A 440-nucleotide genomic window follows, 5' to 3' on the forward strand; every position below is an offset into this window, starting at 1 on the left:
GTGAAAATGCGCATGTTTAATAATGATGGTTCAGAAGGAAAGAGTTGTGGTAACGGTTTACGATGCGTAGCGAAATATGCGTATGAGCATAAACTAGGAGAAGAAACAGTTTTCACAATTGAAACGTTAGCTGGTATTGTAACAGCGGAAGTAACGGTAGAAGAAGGGAAAGTTACATTAGCGAAAATCGATATGGGAGCACCGCGTTTAACACGTGCAGAAATACCGATGCTTGGTGAAGGTGAAACACCATTTATTCGTGAAAACTTCTTATACAATAATCATCGCTATGCATTTACAGCTGTTTCAATGGGGAATCCGCATGCGGTTATTTTTGTTGATGATGTAGAGCAAGCACCTCTTACAACACTTGGTCCAGTCCTGGAGACACATGAAATGTTCCCAGAGCGAGTAAATGTTGAATTCATCGAGATTTTGAA

The 440-nt window shown here is 40.2% G+C and carries 1 protein-coding gene; it reads left to right on the forward strand.

Features of this window, described 5'->3' with window-relative positions:
* Positions 1 to 440, forward strand: a 440-nt coding sequence (dapF, locus tag CRV03_RS13985; protein ID WP_375153739.1) for a diaminopimelate epimerase, incomplete at both ends; no start/stop codon positions are given.

The organism is Arcobacter sp. F155 (genome assembly GCF_004116455.1).
GTDB lineage: Bacteria > Campylobacterota > Campylobacteria > Campylobacterales > Arcobacteraceae > Halarcobacter.